This window comes from Pedobacter cryoconitis (assembly GCF_014200605.1).
GTDB classification, from domain to species: Bacteria; Bacteroidota; Bacteroidia; order Sphingobacteriales; family Sphingobacteriaceae; genus Pedobacter; species Pedobacter cryoconitis_B.
Window position 1 is genome coordinate 1 of sequence record NZ_JACHCE010000006.1, and the last position, 21,157, is coordinate 21,157.

The 21,157-nt window shown below is 37.9% G+C and carries 19 protein-coding genes; 10 read left to right on the top strand and 9 right to left on the bottom strand.

Annotation, left to right across the window (positions count from 1 at the left end; genetic code table 11):
- The first annotated feature begins 122 nt into the window (after positions 1–122).
- The 4 genes from HDE68_RS17625 to HDE68_RS17640 all read left to right on the top strand — a co-directional run bounded on the left by HDE68_RS17625 (position 123) and on the right by HDE68_RS17640 (position 5,888).
- Positions 123–578, top strand: a complete 456-nt coding sequence (locus HDE68_RS17625; protein ID WP_183883547.1) for a restriction endonuclease — start codon at positions 123–125, stop codon at positions 576–578.
- Positions 579–597: 19 nt separating this feature from the next.
- Positions 598–1,128 carry a hypothetical protein gene (locus HDE68_RS17630; protein ID WP_221300786.1) on the top strand — a complete coding sequence of 177 codons (531 nt, stop codon included), beginning with the start codon at positions 598–600 and terminating at the stop codon, positions 1,126–1,128.
- A gap of 30 nt (positions 1,129–1,158) precedes the next feature.
- A complete protein-coding gene (locus tag HDE68_RS17635) occupies positions 1,159–2,550 on the top strand; it encodes an HNH endonuclease (protein ID WP_183883549.1) in 1,392 nt (463 codons plus the stop codon).
- A gap of 2,117 nt (positions 2,551–4,667) precedes the next feature.
- The gene (locus tag HDE68_RS17640; protein ID WP_183883550.1) at positions 4,668–5,888 is read left to right on the top strand and encodes an alpha/beta hydrolase-fold protein; all 1,221 of its coding nucleotides are present in this window, start codon (positions 4,668–4,670) and stop codon (positions 5,886–5,888) included.
- Positions 5,889–5,936: 48 nt separating this feature from the next.
- Here HDE68_RS17640 and HDE68_RS17645 read toward each other — a convergent pair whose 3' ends face one another.
- From HDE68_RS17645 to HDE68_RS17660, 4 genes are all read right to left on the bottom strand, one after another.
- Positions 5,937–6,743 carry a helix-turn-helix domain-containing protein gene (locus HDE68_RS17645; protein WP_183883551.1) on the bottom strand — a complete coding sequence of 269 codons (807 nt, stop codon included), beginning with the start codon at positions 6,741–6,743 and terminating at the stop codon, positions 5,937–5,939.
- A gap of 10 nt (positions 6,744–6,753) precedes the next feature.
- The gene (locus tag HDE68_RS17650; RefSeq protein WP_183883552.1) at positions 6,754–7,149 is read right to left on the bottom strand and encodes a GlcG/HbpS family heme-binding protein; all 396 of its coding nucleotides are present in this window, start codon (positions 7,147–7,149) and stop codon (positions 6,754–6,756) included.
- Between the two features lie 59 nt (positions 7,150–7,208).
- Positions 7,209–8,000 carry an SDR family oxidoreductase gene (locus HDE68_RS17655; protein WP_183883553.1) on the bottom strand — a complete coding sequence of 264 codons (792 nt, stop codon included), beginning with the start codon at positions 7,998–8,000 and terminating at the stop codon, positions 7,209–7,211.
- Positions 8,001–8,219: 219 nt separating this feature from the next.
- Entirely contained in the window at positions 8,220–8,504 is a 285-nt protein-coding gene (locus tag HDE68_RS17660; RefSeq protein ID WP_183883554.1) for an SDR family oxidoreductase, read from the bottom strand.
- Between the two features lie 122 nt (positions 8,505–8,626).
- Here HDE68_RS17660 and HDE68_RS17665 point away from each other — a divergent pair, with 122 nt between their 5' ends.
- Positions 8,627–9,070 (top strand): VOC family protein, encoded by a 444-nt coding sequence (locus HDE68_RS17665; protein ID WP_183883555.1) that lies wholly within the window; start codon positions 8,627–8,629, stop codon positions 9,068–9,070.
- A 767-nt stretch (positions 9,071–9,837) separates the two neighbouring features.
- The gene (locus HDE68_RS17670) at positions 9,838–10,977 is read left to right on the top strand and encodes a sialidase family protein (RefSeq protein ID WP_183883556.1); all 1,140 of its coding nucleotides are present in this window, start codon (positions 9,838–9,840) and stop codon (positions 10,975–10,977) included.
- 74 nt (positions 10,978–11,051) lie between these two features.
- Here HDE68_RS17670 and HDE68_RS26715 read toward each other — a convergent pair whose 3' ends face one another.
- From HDE68_RS26715 to HDE68_RS17685, 3 genes are all read right to left on the bottom strand, one after another.
- Positions 11,052–11,171, bottom strand: a complete 120-nt coding sequence (locus HDE68_RS26715; RefSeq protein WP_183883801.1) for a PepSY-associated TM helix domain-containing protein — start codon at positions 11,169–11,171, stop codon at positions 11,052–11,054.
- Positions 11,172–11,221: 50 nt separating this feature from the next.
- Positions 11,222–13,405: a TonB-dependent siderophore receptor gene (locus tag HDE68_RS17680; RefSeq protein WP_183883557.1), complete on the bottom strand. Its 2,184-nt coding sequence runs from the start codon at positions 13,403–13,405 to the stop codon at positions 11,222–11,224.
- 163 nt (positions 13,406–13,568) lie between these two features.
- Entirely contained in the window at positions 13,569–13,955 is a 387-nt protein-coding gene (locus HDE68_RS17685) for a hypothetical protein (RefSeq protein ID WP_183883558.1), read from the bottom strand.
- Positions 13,956–14,102: 147 nt separating this feature from the next.
- On the opposite strand from HDE68_RS17685, the gene HDE68_RS17690 reads away from it, so the two are divergent.
- Entirely contained in the window at positions 14,103–14,624 is a 522-nt protein-coding gene (locus HDE68_RS17690; RefSeq protein WP_183883559.1) for a GNAT family N-acetyltransferase, read from the top strand.
- A gap of 311 nt (positions 14,625–14,935) precedes the next feature.
- On the opposite strand, the gene HDE68_RS17695 is transcribed toward HDE68_RS17690, so the two are convergent.
- Positions 14,936–15,865 (bottom strand): glycerophosphodiester phosphodiesterase family protein, encoded by a 930-nt coding sequence (locus HDE68_RS17695; RefSeq protein WP_183883560.1) that lies wholly within the window; start codon positions 15,863–15,865, stop codon positions 14,936–14,938.
- A gap of 488 nt (positions 15,866–16,353) precedes the next feature.
- Between HDE68_RS17695 and mqo the strand changes: the two genes are divergently transcribed.
- Positions 16,354–17,853 carry a malate dehydrogenase (quinone) gene (gene mqo, locus HDE68_RS17700; protein WP_183883561.1) on the top strand — a complete coding sequence of 500 codons (1,500 nt, stop codon included), beginning with the start codon at positions 16,354–16,356 and terminating at the stop codon, positions 17,851–17,853.
- Between the two features lie 13 nt (positions 17,854–17,866).
- Positions 17,867–18,724: a fumarylacetoacetate hydrolase family protein gene (locus HDE68_RS17705; protein ID WP_183883562.1), complete on the top strand. Its 858-nt coding sequence runs from the start codon at positions 17,867–17,869 to the stop codon at positions 18,722–18,724.
- 84 nt (positions 18,725–18,808) lie between these two features.
- Here HDE68_RS17705 and HDE68_RS17710 read toward each other — a convergent pair whose 3' ends face one another.
- Positions 18,809–19,939, bottom strand: coding sequence for an epoxide hydrolase family protein (locus tag HDE68_RS17710; RefSeq protein WP_183883563.1), 1,131 nt, complete (start codon positions 19,937–19,939; stop codon positions 18,809–18,811).
- Between the two features lie 217 nt (positions 19,940–20,156).
- On the opposite strand from HDE68_RS17710, the gene HDE68_RS17715 reads away from it, so the two are divergent.
- On the top strand, positions 20,157–21,122 hold the full coding sequence (locus tag HDE68_RS17715; RefSeq protein ID WP_183883564.1) for a GlxA family transcriptional regulator: 966 nt from the start codon (positions 20,157–20,159) through the stop codon (positions 21,120–21,122).
- Positions 21,123–21,157 lie beyond the last annotated feature (35 nt).

The window sequence follows — 21,157 nt, forward strand, 5'->3', positions numbered from 1 at the left end:
TCTGGCTTTCACTGATTACTGACTTTTTCATCTTCCTGTTTTAAAGTTACGAATTTTCGCCTTTTATACAGTCCGATTTTCTGGGAGGGTTACAAGACCAGCTTAAAAGCCTAATCGAAAAGATGAAGGCAATAGACTCAATTTCATTCGAAAAGTTATCTCCATTGGTATTCGAGGATTTGACATTGGAAATATTGAAGACATTCAACTTCGAAAACATTCAAAAAGAAAGCGTCAAGTTTGACCGAGGAATCGATTTTATGGCAAATCTATATGAAAAAGATCTTTTCGGCAGAATAAATAAACAGACCTGGTTAATAGAAAGCAAATTTTATCAGAAGGAACGCTTCAGCATAAATATCCTTAAAGAACTTGTCGATCGTTACAAATATATATTTAGAGACGACGCCAAACTTTTACTTATTACAAACAGTCTTCTGACTTCGGTTGCACGGGAGTATTTGGCAGAGATCCATCGCTCTAACTTAATCGATGTGAGGGTAATAGACGGAAGTGAACTCAAGGATATTATTACCAGCAACAAGAGTATACATTTAAAGTTTTTTGGCAATGGGTAGCATAGTTAACGCGTTCGTCATGCGACTCGATACGTGCCCAAAAGGCATCACAGGCTGGAAGACATTTGAGATTCTTTGTGTCGAAATCCTTGAGCATCTTTTTGTGCCAGCACTCAACAATAGTGGATCCCAAACTTCCAGCTTTTCAGGAATAGATAGACGTGATGCAATTTTCGCAAATAGAAATATTGCCGCTACAACGGTTCCCGAATTAAAAAACTGGCATACTTTCTATTTGGAGCTAAAAGCCAGGATGATAATCTTCGAATTTAAAAACTATGATAAAGAGGCTATCGGTAAAGAAGAAGTCAATCAAACACGAAATTATATCAAAAAGACCATGGGAAAATTAGCGGTGATAATTTCCAATAAGGTAGTTAGCAAAAGGGCAGTGATACAACGTAACATAATATTCAACGAAGATGGAAAGGTAATCCTTTTTGTTACGAAGGAAAACTTGAAGGAGATGCTTTACATGAAGGAACGTGGTGAAGAGCCATCGGATTTTCTAATGGATCTCCTTGAGCTCTTCTATATACAACATGAATAGCACCGGCGAGTTTAATAATCTGACCTACACATGAACAAAACCTGCATCTATTGCCAAAAAAAATTAGACGGTTCGGACGAACATATCATTCCCAAAAGCATAAATGGAAATCTCCATACCAAAAACCTTATTTGTTCTGACTGCAATAATAGGTTTGGTACAAAGGTGGATGCAGTTTTGAAAGAAAATTTTGCTTTTTTATTGCATCTGCTCGGAGTAGGCAGTATGAGGAGGATGATAGTAGCAACTGACGATGGCACAGAATATATCAGAGATAATAAATCTGGCCAACTAAAGCAGTCGAAACCAGATATCCAAGAAACAAAATTAGAAGATGGAAGGGTAGCATTAAAAATAAGCGGCTCCGATACGGTTGCAACGTTTAGAGCTATTGCGACAAAAGCAGTAAGGCGTTTTGGTAGAGCAGCGATGAAGGCTGAATTTACAGTAACTCGAGAGCAGAAATTCTCTCCTTCAGTTTCTTCCGAATGGAAACTTTCAGTTGACGAAACAATGATCTTGGCCATAAACAAAATAATTACCGAATTTTACTGTTACGTGGACTTGGACAGAAGTATGATCAGCCCACTGATCGAAAAAGTAGGAAACCTTGATACAGATTTTGAGAACTTGATTATCTGCAATAATTCATTTGAGGTAAGAGAGCCTGAAGAAACTGAAATATCACACCTAATTGTTATTCGGTCCGATGAAGAGAGAAAAATCATATACGCTTATCTCGAAATTTTCAATACCCTGTGTGTTTACTGCGTTCTAGTGAAAGATTACGATGGTAAAAAAATAGACAAGGTTTATCATCAGGATGCTCTGACAAAAGAAGTACTGGCCGTTAATATAACACTTAACATTGGGCAGATCGATGGCGCCAACGTAGATTATGCCCACAATCTAGGTGCCCTTTTATCTAGGTATCAGGATAAGAATCTTGTAAATGATGCGGTGCAGGTATGTAAGAAAATAAGAACCGATCTTGATGAAGAAGTTAAGCAAGACAAAGTCACGAAAGAGCAGGCCGACCAGATGTTCATCGAAAGCTCGGTCAAAGCGATGGCTCACCTAATGGTCTACGTTTATCCAGATGCAGTGGATGACTTTACAGAAGAAGAACAAAAGGGTGTAAATTATATACATTCAGTTATCAGAGAAGACAAAATTGAAGAATTCAAATTTTTCTACCAGAATTTTATCGGGCACGATTTCAAATTTGATGATGATGATGTTATATACAAAATGAACGAATTCATTTTTTCAAGATTCAAGATAAAAAATGGCGTGAAAATGATGAAGGCGTACTGTTGTTTTATTTCAACAAATGACGGATCCAAAAAATACTGGCCGGTTTCCGATGTATTCAGAACATTAAACTTGCCAACATATCCAGAAGAATTTTCTTGGCTTTAAAAAAGGTTGCAATTACTTAATTTTAATATTCTGCTAGCTCTGCTAGATCTTTCTAAGCTGAACTGACATCATCCCTTTGTTCCTCGCAAAATAAGTCGCAAAATTATCTCTTGAGTAGGTCTCAGTTCATACTAGCTCAACTTCACAGTTTCCGTATCCAAAATCTGGAATTAAGCTTCTGGGAACGCCCTATCCTGGTAAAAGGAATATTGTATATGAATTCCTTTATTCGCATCGGATTTGACCAACAAAACACCCCAGTTCGTAACTCCAACAAAGAACCCTTATCATAATTGCAAACAGTTCAAAATTCCTAAAATTCAAGTTTGCATCGCGAGTACAATCGCTAGTGGAAAACTAACTATTAATCTTTTTTTAATGATTTTTTTGCAGAATTTCCATTGCTTATTCGTGAAATTTGGTAACTTTAGGTATTAAAATTGTTCTTTCAAAACTAGTCAAATGATATCAAAATAACTGGTGCCTAATTTGGTGCCCACATTGAAATGATGATGTTATAATTTTGACAACTTGCTCATTTATAACCGATTGGATTAATAAGTTATTATCCCAGCGGGATCACTAAAGCCTCAATTTTCATTGAGGCTTTTTGCGTTAAAGAATATTTCTATCTCCTGCTACTTTCAACTTCATTCCGGATCAAGTCATAAACTTGTGGATTAGGGATTAAATTTCAAGTTTTGGGTTTGATATTTTTTGAGTTCAAAGCAGATGGTTACGATTCTTTAATAAGCTAATTACTTCCTGATTTTATAGTTCAATTTATCATTATTAAACGCCCTGATTACTTTGATCAGAGATCGGTCAACGCTTCAGCGGAATTCTTAGAGGGAGAAAAGATCCTGTTTTTTTCGGTTTCCATTGATTGTTGCATTATGCCCGGTACAGAACTTTTGAAACAACCCCTACTCCAGACTGCTGCTTTAAAAATGAAATCACCCAGGATTCCCTTTGAAAATTTACCCGTTAAACTTCCCATAATAAATACCTTTCTACCAAGGTAAGCTATTCGCGTTAAAGATTATCCTGATGCGTAAAAAATGTCCGTAATTGTCCGCAGCTGTCTGCAATTGTCCGCTTTGTCCATGTTCGGGCAAAGGATAATTATAATTTCATTAATCTTCAACGAGTTATACTTTGTTTGTGCCTGAGTGGTGGTCGGTGTAAGAACAGGTTGTAAACAGCCTTTAAACATAGTAACTCTAAGTCATTTCAACTAGTTGTTTTTACCTGGACTTGCCATGCTCTTACGTTACTTTAACACTGCTCTTACCCTAACGAGTACCCGAACAGTACTCAGGCAGTACCCGGCCGATATAGATTGATTATTTAGCTATTTTGAATCTATTTACTAACAGCACGGCCTTGTTTCGGCTGAGTCATTCCTATGCAAATTGAAAGCTTTCAGCGCAACTTCCAGAGGCATAAGAGCATCCGTGATAGCAAAGACTTTCTGTTTAGCGTGTCAAAATTTATGCTTAAAAAGAACCTGCTCCACACTTTATGACTTGATCCTTCATTCCTGTGTGATGATCTATATAAACAACAGGAAGCCTATCATAAATTTGCAGACATCTTTGGGTACCATTAAACTTGGTTATCATACCTAACTGAGATTGTGTAATTCATCGTATCTGTAAATTGCAATATAATTTAGGAGCGATATGAAAAAAGAAACTAAAAACAATCTTAACGAATTTCCAAAAACATGCGTTACCGAATTATCTGATAACGAACGTCTGCTTAAAGATATATTTTGTTCTGATTTTGGGATCACGAAAAGCCTCAATCCAAAATTGAGGCTTTTTGCGTTTATGACGTACTTAATCTACGCATCCCCCATTTAACTACCGCTGAAACTGGCAGTTCTCCTTTTAAAATATCTGGATCTCGCTGTGGTGGATTTATAGCTCTATTCCGATCGTTTAGTAATTCGATATTTCAGGCTTTCAAAATTACCAGCCTATTATTGTTTTTACTGATTCAATTATATTTCAAAAGAAATTCACTATCTTAAACAGAAAATATTACAAAACAATCATTTCCTGAAATTTACGAGTTGTATAATATTTAATAACATAAAACAATAATCTACAATGAAAAAGATAATCTTGCCAGTTCTTATTGTATTTTTCTCAATGTGTGCCCTGGCTCAAAAGGACAATAAAGTGACCATCGGAACAATTGACAGCATTCAATCGAAAATTCTGAATGAACAAAGAAAAATCTGGGTATATGTACCTGATAGTTGGACCGCTGGTTCCAAACAGCGATACCCCGTATTATATTTATTGGATGGTAATTCCCATTTTTCTTCCTCAGTAGGCGTAATTAAACACCTCAGTGAGGTAAACGGTAACACTATTTGCCCCGAAATGATTGTAGTTGGCATTCCAAACACAGATAGGATAAGAGACCTGACACCAACACATGTAAATCCTACCCCACCCTTTACCGACAGTTTAATGTTAAAAACAACAGGGGGAGGAGAACGTTTTGTCTCATTTATTGAAAAGGAATTAATGCCGCGTATTGACTCCTTATACCCAACTCAACCTTATAAAATATTAACTGGACATTCATTTGGAGGCCTGACAGTGATGAATGTTGCACTGAACCATACAAAATTGTTCAACGCCTACATTTGTATAGATCCAAGTATGTGGTGGGATCAAATGAATTTATTGAACAAAACTGAGAAGTCTCTGAGAGAAAAGAATTTTTCAGGTACTACTTTGTATTTAGGAATTGCAAATACCTTAAGAGAGGGCATGGACATAATTAAAGTCCGGAGCGACACATCTAAAGGCACAAGGCATATCCGTTCAATTCTTAACCTGGATCAATTTATTAAAGAGCAAAAGCAAAACGGGTTAAGGTATGAAAGTAAATATTATAGCAATGATGACCACGGATCTGTACCCTTAATCACAGAATATGATGCTTTGCGCTTCATTTTTAGCAATTATCATTTTAAACTTTCTCCTACAGACATTACAGATCCTACAGTAGACTTAGTCAATAAATTCGAAAAACATTATCAGGAAGTTTCAAAAATGCTGGGCTATAAGCTTTCCCCGCCCGAAGATATGGTAAACAACCTGGGGTGTGATGTTTTAGAGCGAAAACAATATGCCAAAGCTGCAGGATTACTTAAAATAAATGTTGAAAATTATCCTCAAAGTTATAATGTCTACGATTCTTATGGCGACTATTTTCTTGCAATTGGCGATAAATCAAAAGCAATTGAATACTTTAAAAAGGCTTTGTCCATAAAAGAAAACCCAGTGTCCCGGAAAAAATTGAATCAGTTATAATAATCAGGAAATAAAATCCATGATTTTGAGTATTGATAAATTTATTTTCTATTTTATTTCCGAAGTGGTTACGCCAAATTTCTGCTTAAATGAGAAATAGAAATGAGATAGATTCTCAAAACCCAAATCCAAATAAATATCAGCAGGTTTTTGTTTCTTGTGCTTAATTCTGTAATGTGCTTCATCGAGACGTTTTTCACGTAACCAGTGTTTCGGCGTAGTACCGAATATCTTAGTGAAATCCCGTTTAAACCCCGAAAGACTGCGTCCTGTGAGTTTAGCAAAAGATTCTACAGGGACATTAAACATATAATTCTGGTTCATAAATTCTTCCAGATCAATTTTATATGGCTCTGAAAAATCAAATAGAATTGATTTAAAATCAGGGTTGCATTGTAGAAGCAGCTCTATCGCTTCCCTGATTTTCAAATCTGCAAGTCTTGGTGTGGCTTCTTTTTGCTTATTGAGATATGGAGTCAATGAAATGAAATAATTCAGCAGAAAATCATTGGGTTCAAAAAACATCTTTTGTTTACCATCATATCTTTTTTCCACCACGATCTTGTTTTCAATCGCATACTGCTGCAAAGTCTCCTTGTCGAGTGTGATAGAAATAAATTGATATTTCCCAATTTTAGATGGATATTTAATAGTGCGTATCAATTGATTTTTCCTAACCAGCACAATCTTGTTTTCGGTGACTACTACATTTCCCTGTGCATGGAATGCATGTGTTTCCCCAGACAGTTGAAAACCTAAAAAATGTTCGGGTATAAACTCTTCATGACCCTGATATTTTTCAAACGCACAAGAGTAAACCAGCTTGTCGAATATTATTTCACTACTTCCTGCCATATCTTATTTTTTAAGAGAAACTGCCAACACTTGCAATTTCTTTATCCTGCTCAGGTGATCCACCTGATGAGGCTATCGCACCGATGATATTTCCATTTTTATTTTTGATAACCACACCACCTGCAATAGTTAGCAAACCTTCATTCGAATTAATCATTCCATATCCATTCAAATCAGCTCCTGCGATGATGGTTCCCATCACATCGCTGTCTATACCAAACATTACAGCTGTTCTTGCTTTCTTAACAGCAAAGTCAATAACTCCGTAAACACTGTCCAACCTTGCGAAAGAGACCAAATGTCCGCCTGTATCTACTACTGCAATACTCACCGGAATACTTAGCTCTTTTGCTTTTTCAATTGCAGTATTCATTACTTTTACTGCTTCGTTATATGTTATGTTCATCTTATTCTAATTTGTAAAAAGAATGCACAGACGAATATTCTGTGCATTTGTCATTGAATTTAGCTTTTTGCTGCCCACGCTTCCTCCTGCAGTTGTTTTACATATTCTTCCGTTTCTTTTGGGTGCACATTTCTAAAGTTTGAATTATCGTCCAATGCCACTTCTACGATTTTGTCTGCCATTGATTGCGGATCTAACTGATTTGCTAATGCTTCTGTGGTACCATCGAATACAGATGAAGGTGTAAAATTAACTTCAGGATTATACCATCGGGCGATAGAATCGACACCACGGTCGTTAAAACCAGTACCAAATACTCCCGGATTACAGGTTGCAATTTTAATATTGAAAGATGCCAGTTCAGTTCTCAAACCTTCTGCAATTGCTTCTAATGCATGTTTTGATGCACAATAAGCTGCAACATAAGGCACCGTCCACAAGCCACCCATTGAAGACGTGAACACAATTTTACCTGCTTTTTTCTCTTCTACAAATTTCTTAATGAAACCCTGCGCCAGGTTTAACGCGCCAAATACATTCACGTCAAACATGTCACGGATCAAATCCAGTGGTTGTTCTGCAATAGGTCCACCCTCCATGATTCCTGCATTACTGATTAATATATCTATATCATATCTTTCATGAATATAAGCAATATCACGGGAATTGGTGACATCAAGTTTGTCAACTGTAAGTTCTATTCCCTGTTCTTTCGCTTCCCGTATTAAGTCACTCATCTGTGGATAAACCTGTGTAGTAGCAATTACTTTATACCCTCTTCTTGCCAATTCAAATGCAGCTATTTTACCAAAACCGCTTGCAGCTCCTGTAATTAAAATTGTTTTGCTCATTTTTTATAGTTTAAATGTTATAAAGTAAAGTTGGTCGAATTAAGTATATGATTTATTGCTGAAAGGTTCAATTATATATTGGTGTAAAGTTCATTTATATAAATCTCCTAACGGCTAGTCGTTGAATTATAATACAAGTTTGCACACCAGGTTATATTTCGGATAGCTGGCCTCCTGCCTGAGGTAAATAAATTAAAATATGAGGGTAAGAAAATGGATTTAAAATGCGGATTTAATCACTCCGCCGTCGGCACGAAGCGCCGCACCATTGGTGGCAGCTGAAAGCGGACTGGCGATATACGTCACCAGATTAGCAATCTCTTCCGGTTTAATAAAACGCTTCAATAATGAAGTACCCCGCATACTAGTGAAAAATACTTCTTCCATTTCTGTATTGCTGAGGCCCTGCTGTTTAGCAGTTTCTTTCATGAAATTGGTAATGGCCTCAGTCGGTACAGGCCCGGGCAAAACGGTATTTACAGTAACTGCTGTACCAGTAGCCATTTCGGCCAGCTGGCAGCCTGTTCTGACCAGGACGCTTATTCCGGTGAAGACAGGCTAATCCAGCAAACTGCATTTATGTTTGTAATAAATTCTTTAAATTCAATTAAAAATCAAATAGAAATATGGCACAAAACCAATTGATCAGAATGGATAATGTCGGCATTGTTGTAGAATCCCTGGACAATGCCATTTCTTTTTTTACCGAAATTGGTCTGAAACTTGAAGGCAGAGCTACAGTCGAAGGAGAGTGGGCAGGCCGGGTTACCGGTCTGGGAGATCAGCGTGTAGAAATCGCAATGATGGTTACGCCTGATGGCCACAGCCGGCTTGAGATTTCACAGTTCATCTCCCCTCCCACTATCTCAGATCACCGTACAGCCCCTGTGAACTCGCTCGGATATCTCCGCGTGATGTTTACTGTTGCAGATATCGATGAACTGGTATTAAGGCTCAGAAAGCATGGTGCTCAACTTGTGGGCGAGGTAATGCGTTATGAAGACTCCTATAAATTATGCTACATCAGGGGATCAGAAGGTCTGCTTATTGGACTTGCTCAGCAACTTTAAAATAAGTTAATGACTTTATTTTCGTCTTTCTATACACCTGAAATTCTGTATAACCTTCATGTAATAGCAGTTCTTTCAAATACTTTCCTATATATTGTTACTGATATTTAATTTTACCTGACATGAATTAAGAGAAATTATTAAGAACTATAGTGCATCTAAGGAAGAATCAATCCTGGAAAACTTCAAGTTTATCCATAACGGTAAAACTGGTTATTATGAATCCCTTGATTTAAATTACGGAAAAAGAAAGAACCTGATCCCCGTATTATATGAGAATTATAGTCCTGCTGATAAAACTTTGATAAAATGGCTGTTAGCAGAGACAAATTGAAAAACAGAAAAATCCTTAAAGCAATTTCTTACTATGAGGGGAAACCCTGATGCACAGTTCAAATCAAGAGCAGAATACATTGAATATTTTGAAACCAGAAAAATAAAGGGAATCAAAATTCTTCATTACAGCTACAAATTTATCCATTTTGGTGAATTAGCAATTGCCAGATGTAAACTGCAGCCGGACACGAAATATCTATTCCGGATCTTAACTCAAAATATTTGACTTTACAGATATAATTATTTATATTTATTATCTTTAATTAAATATAAATTTCTATGAACTTAATTAATCACACCTCTATTTTAAGGGTGCTGTTAGACTAATAGAATCCATAAATCTTAAGTTTACCCTATTCAAATTAATCGCCTCTTATTTTCTGATACATGGATTACTCAGAAATATATTGAGTATAAAGAATATCTCACCTATGAAACTCTCCTCTCTCCCATTGTTATTACTTATTTTATGTTGCACTGAAAGGTTGTCCGCACAGGAAAATCAGGGCTTTAGGAATGCACCGAAAGTGATTAATGATCCCGGTAATTTTTATAAGTATGCTGAACATAGCCGGAAGTTCTCAGGTATTCCAAGTATTACCGTCACATCGAAAGGCACTTTATGGGCCACCTGGTACGCAGGCATGACATCAGGTGAAGATGCAAACAATTATGTAGTACTCGCATACAGTAAGGATCAGGGGCTTACATGGAAGGAAATACTAGTGGTAGATCCTGATGAAAAAGGGCCTGTCAGGGCCTACGATCCAGAGATCTGGATAGACCCAACAGGTAAAATCTGGTTGTTCTGGGCACAGACAATAGGCCTGGAAGGTACTGTTGCCGGAGTGTGGTCCATGACAGCTGATGATCCGGATTCAGAAAACCCACTATGGACTTCGGCAAAAAGGATTTCTGATGGAATAATGATGTGTAAACCAACAGTTTTGTCAACAGGTGAATGGCTTTTGCCAGTTTCTACCTGGAGGTTAACTGATGAGAGCGCCAAAGTAGTTGTGTCTACCGATCAGGGAGTAAACTGGGCTGTAAAAGGAGCCTGTAATGTGCCAAAAGCTGACAGAGAATTTGATGAGCATATGCTGGTAGAGCGTAAAGACGGTTCACTGTGGATGTTGCTCAGAACCAGATATGGAATAGCTGAAAGCTTTTCCATAGATAAAGGTAAAAGCTGGTCGGCTGCAAAGCCCTCAGCCCTGGTCCATACCAGTTCAAGATTTTTTATCCGCAGACTAAATTCAGGAAATTTATTACTGATAAAACATGGCCCGATAGCGGTAAAAACGGGGCGGTCCCATTTAATGGCTTTCATTTCTAAAGATGATGGTAAAACCTGGTCAAAAGGATTGTTAATTGATGAAAGAATGGGTATTTCCTATCCGGATGCACAACAGGCTGCGGATGGCAGGATTTATCTGACCTATGATTACAACCGGACTTTGGATCAGCAGATCATCATGACTGTATTTACAGAAGGTGATGTGCTATCGAAAGATTACGATGAGTGTATAGTTAAAGTATTTAAGGAGAGAAAAATTATTAGTAAGCAATAAATATTTTAAAACTTGCGGAGTCTGAGCAATCATATGATCAATACGATCTATAGAGAGCCCGGAAGATTTAGCAGTTATTGATGTAATTCAGGGTTAAAGTAACGATCAATATCCCCTCTGAAGATCAGTGCAGAACCACTAAGACTATACAGCAGGAAAAAGATTCCTGCTGCCAGTCCGAGCCATCCATGCAGCTTAAAAGCCTGTTAAGTTATCTTTACTTTAAACTTCATGGAAATAACTGCTAAAAATGATATCCCAAAGTGATCCTTACTTCTCTGGGAGGATAAGGTACATAGGCATATAAACCTGTCGCCGGCCCAACGGCTGCCGGTGCCGGGGTAACCCAAGCGCTGCCGTAATTAAAGCGGTTCAGAATGTTATTTACAATACCGGTCACTGAAAATCTGGTATTTGACCAGCCAATTCCTCCGTCTAACCTGAAAACAGGTGCAAGGTTTAAATCTGTTTCCTGTGAATATCGTCCTGCCCTGCCTGCCTGCAACTGATAACCGCCCGAAATAGAAAACCCTTTGATCCTGTTAAACGGCAATTTATAATTGAGCCAGGTATTCTGGATATGTTTTACCCGGTATGGTGAAGGCAAACCGATGTAAGCAGTTTTGGTATCTTTAGAGATATAAGAATCAGTATAGGCATAATTAATCACGGCATTCAGGCCTTTCACAATTTCGCCCTTCAAGTCAAACTCTATTCCTTTAGATTTCGTCTGTCCGATCTGCGTCTGCAAATTAGTTGACGGATCAGTAACGATTATATTATCCCGCGTAATAGCATAAACAGAAACGGTTGTATTCCATTTTCCACCCAGCCAGTCCTTTTTCAGACCAGCTTCGAGATTTTTACCTCGTAAAGGTTCAAATACACCACCTGTCGCACTGATACCGCTTTGGGGTGTATAGGTCTGGTCCCATAAAGCATAAGCTGAAAGATCATTTCTGATCGAATAACTCAGACCAATCCGGGGTGTTAGTACGACATCAGAAACGCTTGAAACAACCGGAATAGCTACACTACTTTTTGACCCGGTTAGTCTGGCTGCCACAGTCAACCTTAATTTATCATTCAACATATTCAACTCATCCTGTACATAACCTGCGTAATATTCAATCGATGATTTATTTGTTGCAATATCAGCTAATGAACCTGTTCTTTCATTCGGATCAAATGTAATACCATATACCGGGTTGTTCACGTCTAAATTGTATAAAGCCGGATTAGCTGTCTTGTCATTATAACCTGAATACGCGAGCAGGTTTTTCTTATTGAAATCAAATCCACCCAGAACCTTGTGCGTGATACTTCCTGTTTTAAATTCACCGTTTAAAAATCCCTGAAATGAATATACATTTGTTCTAAAGCGCTCATAGGTTACCCGTCTTGGTAACAGATTGGGTGTATTCTTGTTATAAGAAGAGACGAAGAAATAGTTACCATCCAGATTATCTTGTGCAAAAGTAGCTTTAGCAGTAAAATCCCAATGCTTACTGAACTGATTGTGATAAGTCAAAAAAGCATTATTTTCTGCACTATTTACCGGCTTTTTATTGGGATCGGCAATACTGAAATCTTTAGGCAAAGAAGCGAAGCCGCCTGGTGAAAAAACCGTCAGCAGATATTGCTCAAATCTTTGCTTCTGATAGAGATATTCTGCGGAAATAAAGGAATGCGCATTGATATTGTATTTAATGACCGGATCGACAAGCACCTTATCATTAAAAGCGAACTTCTGGAATGATTCAGCCTTCTGTCCCACTGCATTAAGCCTGTACTGCCATTTATTTGCGGCATCAAAATGCCCCTCAAGATCAGCTGTAATGCGATATAAATCAAAGCTTCCGGCGGTAAAGCTAATGTTATTGGAACTGACCCCGGCAGGTTGTTTAGTAACCACATTAAATGAACCTGCCGGATCTCCAATAGAATTCACAAAACCTGCAGGCCCTTTTATAAATTCCAACCGGTCAATAATTGCTGCATCTTCAGGTGCAGGCCCATAATAGATCATAGAAAGGTCAACTCCATTGCGTAGCGTGTTGATGGCTGCACCCCTCATAAAAATAAAAGGTCCGTAAAAATCTGCAGTATTGTTCCGCATTGCCCCACTTACATTCCGGGTGATACTTTCATTGATATTAATGGCTTGCTGGTCCATGATGATACTTTGATCAATCTCCTGAATATTCTGCGGCAGTTGCAGCAAAGGTGTTTTAACCTTCAGACTATTAGAAGACTTATCCAGCTTATACTTTTTATAATATCTGGAATTGATTTTCACCTCATTCAGACGATTAACTGAGGTATCAGTTTTTAATGCTATGCTATCTTTTTTAATATTTTTGTAATGCTGAGCCTTTGCAGCTGTCCCCATAAGTAACAGTGCATAGATCATCCATAATTTGTTCATTGTAATTGTAAATAAATTCGTAAGTATGGAAAGGATGATTATTATTCACAACCAATTATGTTTCATGATATAGTAATTACAGACACCAGAAAATAAGACATGGAATGATCCCAGGACATAATCTTAAGTCCGAATTTGAAAATTCAAGAAAAGAGGATGTAAATTAAGATAAATGAAAGGCAGCCGGTGGTGGATGAAGAATATCTGTATTACTCTGGGGAAGATCAAAGCGGATATTTTTGTATGTATTTCTCTTTAAAACACTAAAAAGAGGACTAAATGAGAATCTGGAATCTAAAAATACATCATTCTGAAAACTCTTTTTAAAGTTATTTTCTGCTTGTCTTTTTTCTTTCTCTTCTGCCTGCTTTAACTTTTTGGCCAGATAGCATTTCCCATTGCAGTGCATTTGGGGTTTATCCCTGTTTTCGCACAAAGTGGTAGCGATGTATTGCTGATTCAACTCAAAACTGGTATATACAAAAAGTCGTGAAAAGCCAGAGCTCATCAGCGCAATTAGTAAACCTATAGCAATAATCCGGTTGATCATCCGGCAGCAAAGATAAACATGTATAGGTGAGAATTTCAAATAAATAGTATAGTATGAACACGATTCTGTTTTTTTAATATAGCAAGATCCGGGTTTTTCAAACGCTATGACAGACCGAAATTGCGGATATAAAAAACATATAAGAATATGGAAATTAAGAATTGTTTGATAGCTGATGTTAGAGAAATTTCATCTCTCTATGAATCAGCAAGAAATTTACAAATTCAAAGGAAAATGGTAGTCTGGCCATCATTTGAAGACACTTTCATCATAAATGAAATAAAAGAAGAACGCCAATGGAAAATAGTTTCAGACAACGTCATAGCCTGCAATTGGGCGATTACTTTTGAAGACAGAGAAATTTGGGGCGAAAGGGATAAAAATGATGCGGTATATATTCACCGAATTTGTACAAATCAGACATTAAGGGATAATAGATTTATTGACGAAATTGTAACGTGGTCAAAGAAGTATGCAAATCATATAGGAAAACGATATATACGATTAGACACATTAGGCAATAACACAAAACTTATTGAACATTATACATCAGCAGGATTTGATTTCTTAGGGATGGTTAAATTGACAGATACAGCAAAGTTACCAGGTCACTATCAAAAGGAACCGAATTGCTGTCTTTTTGAAATTGACCTACAAAGTGGAGACTAAATAGTGATTAACACTAAAGTGAGAACAGTGGCGAGAAAATAGAATAACACCATCTTAAAACAGTACTAACCCGGAGTTAGAACTTCGGGTTAGTAATCCTGGCAAGAGTCCGAATTGCCGGTTTTCCTTACCTGGAAAATCATATCTCTTTTCAAAACAGGGGTTCCGCTCCAGCAGATCAGTAATCTGCTGAATATACCCGGCATTAAAATCAGCTTTTATTTATATTCAGTTTCTTGCAATATTGCCAACCGCAAAGTTATTAACTAATTAAGAATTTTAAAGATTAGCCAGTAATCAGCGGCAGCTCATTACTTCAAAAGGTCAGAAAAATAGTTTGGATAATCAGTTATAATGCCATCCACTTTCAGCTTTTTCATTTGCTGCATATCAGCCATTTCATTAACTGTCCAGGGAACAATCAACATCCCTTTGCTATGGCAGGAATCAATCAGCTCTGGAGTGACCATACCATAATAAGGATTATAAAAATCAGGGTTAAATCCCATAGCAGAGAGATTTTCAGACATACTAACTTTGCGATCACCTGTTAAAAACCCTACTGGAACTTTGGGATATTTTTGATGCATTACTTTTAATGGCCGTATATCGAAAGACTGAATGATAAACCTTTTACTTATTTTTTTAGAAGTTATTACCGCCATCATTTTATCTGCCAAAACCTCAGGAACAGGTTGCTCAAAACCATCTGTCAATGGATTAGATTTAATTTCTATCAAATAATTAACCCCGGGAAATTTATTGGTTTTGGTATATGTTTCCACTGAATCAATCAATTCGCTAAGAAGAGGTGTATAACAAGCCATTTGTTTTTGTTGCGGGAAAGACGAATATTTTTTTTCACCAATGACAAACTTGCGGATGTCTGCATAATTCATTTGGTAAAATGTATATTTCTTACGGTCTTCTTCTTTAAATTCCAAACCACCAGGTAACAGCGTATAATCAGGATTAAATGAGTTGTCATGATATACGATGACCTGTCCATCTTTGGTAATATGTATATCAATTTCAATAGTATTGCATCCCAGATCAATTGCTTTTTTCATAGCCTGAATGGTATTCTCTGGCATCAGACCGCGTGTACCACGGTGACCTACAGTATAGAATAATGTAGGTTTCAATCGCTGTGCAGTAGTTTTGAGACTAACAAATATCAGCGCTGTACCAACTGCAATAAATAAGAATAAGATAGATTTCAGATTTTTTAAGTTTCTCATATTTTTGATTTGACGGAGATCTTACTTCGTCGCAAAAGTAATCATAGATGTATTATATACTGTAGAATCGACATTAAGATATTATTAACATAGAACCAGACAGAATTTAAAGCGGATAACCGCCACTCCTGATACAACGTTTTATTGAAAAACTAACCAGTAACAACAGTAATAAAGTCTAAGTATGCAACGTTATATCAACGAATTTCAGAAACAAGTCTATCAGAAAACAACATTTTTATCCATAAAATTAAACATAGATTTGAGCTGTATATGTTCATCATTATCTCTTAAAAATTTATGAAGATGAACATCAACAGGTTTCCTGCCAGAATCAAAAACCTGAAAATAATCCGGAACGATCAGCAAACCCCGGATCTGTTCAAATTACCCGATAAATAAAACTGAAAATAAATACTTTCCGCATTACTAACGGTTCACCGCCAATTATTACGCATAAAACAGATTCAACAAAGGGAGTAAATAATATGACAAGCTTAGATCAAAACTCAAAAATTGTACTAATCGGCGCAGGAATTATGAGTGCCACACTGGGCACACTGCTTAAAGAACTGGTGCCAGGATGCAGCATCCGGATTTTCGAGCGCCTGGACCGGGTCGCCGCGGAAAGTTCCGACCCCTGGAATAATGCAGGAACAGGTCACTCTGCACTTTGTGAACTGAATTACACACCTGAAAGAGCAGATGGGTCAATTGACACCAGCAAAGCCATTCCGATTATTGAAGAGTTTGAGGTCACCAAACAGTTCTGGTCTTATCTGACAGAAGAGAAAAAAATTGCAGATCCTAAGATATTTATCAGAAGTGTCCCGCATATGAGCTTTGTTCATGGAAAGGAAAATGTAAGTTATTTAAAAAAGCGCTATGAAGCCTTACAGCAGTATGAACTCTACAAGGGAATGGAGTTTTCTGATGATCCGGAGGTGATTAAACAATGGGCACCACTATTAATTGACGGCAGAGAACAGCTGGAAGAAGTTGCAGCTACACACATCGGCCTGGGTACAGATGTAAATTTTGGCGCCCTGACCCAAACACTGATCGAAAACATGAAATCGGCCGGGCAGCTAGAAGTACATTTACAGCATGAGGTAGAAAATCTTAAAAAGACGCACGAAGGTTCATGGGAATTAGAGGTTAAAGATCTTCTTTCGGGAGAAAAACATCAGGTAACTGCAGACTTTGTATTTATAGGTGCCGGAGGAGGCGCTCTTCATCTTTTACAGGCATCTGGTATTCCAGAGGGTAAACCGTACGCGGGTTTCCCTGTAGGCGGAGAATGGTTGATTTGTAAAAATCCAGCGGTAGTGAACAGCCACAATGCTAAAGTTTACGGTCAGGCTTCTGTAGGCGCCCCGCCAATGAGTGTACCCCATATGGATACCCGGGTGATAGGCGATGAAAAGGCTATTCTGTTTGGCCCTTTTGCTACTTTCTCTACTAAATTCCTGAAAGAAGGATCTGTATTCGACCTTTTCCAATCGATTAAATACTGGAACATAGCCCCTTTGCTTAAAGTAGGACTGGAAAACTTCGCTCTGGAGAAATATTTAGTAGAACAGCTGAGTTTGTCTTTTGAAGACAGAATCAATACGCTGAAGGTATTTTATCCGGAAGTTAATCCACAGGACTGGGAACTGAGCCAGGCAGGACAAAGGGTTCAGGTTATTTTTAATGACCCTGATAAAGGTGGCGAACTAAAATTCGGGACAGAGATCATCGCTGGTGCTGACGGAAATATTGCAGCCCTGCTTGGTGCTTCTCCCGGAGCCTCTACTGCGGTTCCGATTATGCTGGATTTACTAAAAACCTGTTTCCCTGATGCTGTTTCTGGTGAATGGGGCGCAAAACTTAAAACGATGATCCCAACATACGGCCAGCAGTTAAACGGGAATATGGAACTGATTAAAAAAACACGCGACCGGACCAGTAAAACACTTCAGCTGGACTGGATTCAACCCGATTAGAAAATACACACAAATGAAATTATTCAGACATGGAGCCCGGGGTGATGAAAAACCCGGGGTCTTAATCCAGGACATTCACTACGATGTTACTGCGCTGGGAGAAGATTATACCAACGAATTTATTGGTTCGGGAGGCATTAAACGGCTGGAGCAGCTACTTTTAAAAGATAAGGGTAAGCTGAAAGCCATTGCCCCGGGAGAAAGACTAGGCACACCACTGGCCAATCCGGCAAAAATCGTATGCGTTGGACTAAATTACAAAGATCATATCAGAGAAACCGGATTTGAAGCCGCAGCCGAACCGATACTGTTTCTTAAAGCAATATCAGCATTAAACGGCCCCTTCGATGGGGTAACCATTCCTAAAGATTCCCTGCAAACGGATTATGAAACAGAGCTCGGTGTGGTGATCGGCAAAAAAGGGACTAACGTCACAATCAGTGATGCAGAAGATTATATTTTCGGCTATGTACTTCACAATGATATCAGTGAAAGGGCATACATGAAACTTCGTGGAGGAACATGGGATAAAGGTAAAGGCTGCAATACTTTTGCTCCGGTAGGGCCATACCTGGTAACCAGTGATGAATTTCCAGCAACCAACAATCTGAATGTATGGCTCAAACTGAATGGAGAATTAAAGCAGAATGGCAATACCCGAGATTTTATTTATCCTGTAAATGAACTGGTCAGTTATACCAGTGAGTTTTTCGGCTTGTTTCCTGGCGATATCATTTCTACAGGTTCTCCTTCAGGCTCTGGTATTGGCTGTAAACCACCGCGTTTTTTGCAGGAAGGTGACATTATTGAATACGGGATAGAGGGTCTTGGATCTGCGCGTCAGCAAATGCGGGCATATGTAAATGAATAACCTTGGTTTGTATAACAGCCGGCGATTTCTTCTCCGGCTGTTCTATTTTCTATGGGTAAAAATAAACCATTAATTGATGAAATCCTACGATCTTAAACCAGACAAGGCATCACGTATATCTTTCGCCAGCAGATCCGGGGTTTCTAAGGCAGGAAAGTGTCCACCCCTATCCATGTTTTTCCAGCTCTTTGTATTGAATATCCGTCTTCCAAAAGCTTCTGGAATTTGTATGCAGTCCTTTGGAAATATGGCAAAATATGTTGGCGTATCAATTTTCACCGTTCTTTCAATAGCCGGCTGATGCATAGTCTCATAATAGATTCTTGCGGCAGAACCAGCAGTTTGGCTAAACCAATAAACTGAAAGATTTGTCAATAGTTCATCTTTAGTAAAACTATGTTCAATATGACCATTATTATCACTCCAGCTGTTAAATTTTTCAATAATCCAGCCGGCTAACCCCGCAGGAGAATCGTTTAAGCCATAAGCTAATGTTTGAGGTTTAGTACCCTGTACAGCCAAATAAGCTCCTTCTGTTTTTTGCCATTTGTCAGCAGTTTGCAAATAAGCCATTTCATCTTCACCAAATTCAGCGAAATTAGCAGTGAAAAATAAATCAGGTGGTATATTGGTAAGATGTAACGCTCTTATCTTGTTATCTCCCTGCATAGCCATTTGAGCTGCTATACTCGCACCCCAATCACCTCCGTGGATAGCAAAATTATTATAGCCAAGTGTTTTTTTCATTAATTTATTGAACAGGCCAGCTATTTTTTCAGGGCCAATACCACCCTCTTTAGGAATATCGGAAAATCCAAAACCCGGAATAGATGGAATAACAACATCAAAAGCAACTCCGTTTTCATCTGGATCAGTTAAAAGTGGAATCAATTTAATAAATCTATAAAAGGAATCGGGCCAGCCATGAATAAGCAAAATAGGCAGATTCTTTGTACCCTTACCTTTTTGATAAATAAAATGCAGATTTATATCTTCCTCTTCAGTTTTAAAATGATCGAACTGATTTAATATCTTTTCCTGCTCAGGCCAGGAAAAGTCATTGCCCCAATAATTACATAATTCTTTTAGATAAGCCAGATTTGTTCCATACTCCCAGCTGCTATCTTCTATTTCATCTGGCCAACGGGTTTGAAGCAGCCTTGATTTTAGATCTTCAATCTGGCCAGGGTTAATTTCAATTTTTAAAGACTTCATTTTGATTTGATTTTATTATCAGGTATTTATTGAAGGCAAATTTATTTTGTGATCAGCATAACAACAGGGTGTACATATGGCGATTTAAGGGGTTGTTTGTGCAAAGCAATACAGGTATCTTTGAATTATAAACCCGAAATGATTCAAGTTATTACTAAACCCGCAAGGCAATATTTATTTGAATCATCAAAGGCCCTATCTGAAAAAACATAAATAGATGAAACAAATCAGTTTTTTACTGATCGGTGGGCAGTTGAAACCCTCCTCCTTATTTGGTGCCATTGAAGTATTTGAAAAAGCCAATCAGTTTTTAAAGGAAAAAGGGCAGCCTCCCTGCTACAAGATCCAATTGGTAGGAGAAGAATTTGAGCAGCCCATGCTAAACTCATTTTTTTCACTTCATTCTTTAAAGCGTACCAGCGAAATTAAAAAAACAGATTGTATCATTATTCCAGCATTTGAACCCGAGGAAAATGCTGAAATAAATTATGCAGATACCCTGAAATGGTTAGTTGACCAGTACAAGAATGGAGCAGAGATAGCAAGCCTTTGTTCTGGTGTCTTTTTACTGGCAGCCAGTGGTCTTTTAGACGGTAAACCATGTTCAACTCATTGGAGAGCAGAAGCTATTTTCAAAAAGATGTTCCCTAAATCACTACTGCTAACAGATAAAATAATTACAGACCATCAGGGGATATATACCTCAGGCGGCGCTATGTCTGCCTTTAACCTGTGCCTTTACCTGGTAGAAAAACATAATGGCCGGGAAGCGGCCCTTTTCTGTACAAAACTTATGCAGCTGGATATCGAAAGACATTCACAATCACCGTTTCAAATATTCACAGGCCTTAAAAACCATGCTGATGAAATTATCAGGGATATCCAGAATTTTATTGAACTGAATACCAGCGAAAAGATAACCGTTGATTTTCTCGCAGCCAAATGTAATATGGACAGGGTTAATTTTTCACGAAGGTTCAAAAAGGCAACCCAGCTTCCTCCTGTTGACTATATTCAGCAGATAAAGATAGAAGCTGCAAAAAGGGCATTGGAAACCGGAAGTAAAAATATTAACGAGATTATGTATTCGGTCGGCTACATTGACGCAAAAGCTTTCAGAACTATATTTAAGAAAATAACTGGTCTGAGTCCAACCGAATACAAAGCAAAATTCAGTCATTGATTTAAAATTCAAACTCATTGCTGATTATAGTTATC